This window comes from Corallococcus sp. Z5C101001 (assembly GCF_007352635.1).
GTDB classification, from domain to species: domain Bacteria; phylum Myxococcota; class Myxococcia; order Myxococcales; family Myxococcaceae; genus Corallococcus; species Corallococcus silvisoli.
Genome location: NZ_VKLU01000057.1, coordinates 1 through 1,562, shown reverse-complemented (window position 1 = coordinate 1,562; position 1,562 = coordinate 1). Strand labels below are relative to the sequence as shown.

The following is a 1,562-nucleotide window of genomic DNA, read 5'->3' as shown; positions in this document are numbered from 1 at the left end:
GGCACTCCCTCCGGCACCGGCTGTAGCGCCCCGTCCAGCACGTACACCCGCGTCCCCGCGATGGGCCTCCCGATGGAGACGGGGCCCTCTCCCTCCTCCACCTCGTGCGCCGTCGACCAGACTGTCGTCTCCGTCGGCCCGTACACATTCCACACCGCCCCGCACCGCTCCCTCAGCGCCTTCGCCAACTCCCTCGGCAGCGCCTCGCCCCCCGTCAGCGCCTTCACTCCCGCGCCCTTCCACCCCGCCTCCAGCAACAGCCGCCACGTGCTCGGCGTCGCCTGCAGCACCGTCGCCCCGCTCGCCTCCAGCAGCGCCCCCAGCTTCTTCCCGTCCACCGCCGTCTCTCGCGGCGCCACCACCACCCGCCCTCCCACCGACAACGGCAGCAACAACTCCAACACCGCGATGTCGAATGACAGCGTCGTCACCGCCACCAGCACGTCTTCCGCCTTCAGCCCAGGCTCCTCCTTCATCGCCGACAGGAAGCGCGCCACCGGCCCGTGCGGCACCTGCACTCCCTTCGGCCTCCCCGTCGTCCCTGACGTGTAGATGACGTACGCCACCGACTCCGCCGCCACTTCGACTCCCAGCCCCGAAGTCTCCTCCCGGCCGTACTCCTCCGCGTCCCCGTCCAGCGACACCACCTTCGTCGCCGCCGACTCCAGTCCCCCTCGCAGCGACTGCTGCGTCACCAGCACCGCCATCCCGCTGTCGTCCCGCATGTACGCCAGCCGCTCCGGCGGGAACGACGGGTCCAACGGCACGTAGCTCGCCCCTGTCTTCAGGATGGCCAGCAGCCCCACCACCATTCCCTCCGAGCGCTCCACGTACAGCCCCACCCGTCCCTCGGGCCGCACTCCCTGCTTCACCAGGTGCCGTGCCAGTCGCGTCGACTGCGCGTCGAGCTGTCCGTACGTCAGCGCCCGTCCCTCGTAGACGACAGCCACCGACTCCGGCGTCTTCTTCGCCTGCGCCTCGAACGCCGAATGCATCCCCACCCACGGCAGCGGCTCGGGCTTCGTCTCGTTCCACGTCTCCAGCAGCCGCTTCCGCTCCTCCACCGTCAGCAGCGGCAACCGCACCACCTGCTCGTCCGGCCTCGCGAGCGCCCCCTCCAGCAGCACCCTCAGGTGCTCCACCATCCGCTCCACCGTCGGCGGCAGGAAGAGCGCCGTGTCGTATTCCAGGTAGCCGCGCAGGCCTTCGTCCGTCTCCGCCACCTGCATCAGCAAGTCGAACTTCGCCGTGCGCGTCTCCAACTCCAGCGGCTGCAGCTTCAACGCCTGGAGCGCCACCGGCCCCCGGGGCGCGTTCTGCAACACGAACATCACCTGGAAGAGCGGACTGCGCGACATGTCGCGCACCGGCTGCAACGCCTCCACCAACTGCTCGAAGGGCAGGTCCTGGTGATCCGTCGCCCCCACCTGAGCCTCACGCACCTGACGCAGCAGCTGGCGGAACGTCATCCCCGGCGCGAACCGGGCGCGCAGCACCAGCGTGTTCACGAACACGCCGATGAGGCCTTCCAACTCCGAGCGCGTCCGGCCCGCCATGGGCGA

Annotated in this window: 1 protein-coding gene; it reads right to left on the bottom strand. The window is 70.1% G+C overall.

Going from position 1 to position 1,562, the window contains the following annotated elements; translation table 11 throughout:
* The coding region (locus FOF48_RS36175; protein WP_143909563.1) for an AMP-binding protein at positions 1–1,562 on the bottom strand (1,562 nt) is incomplete at both ends.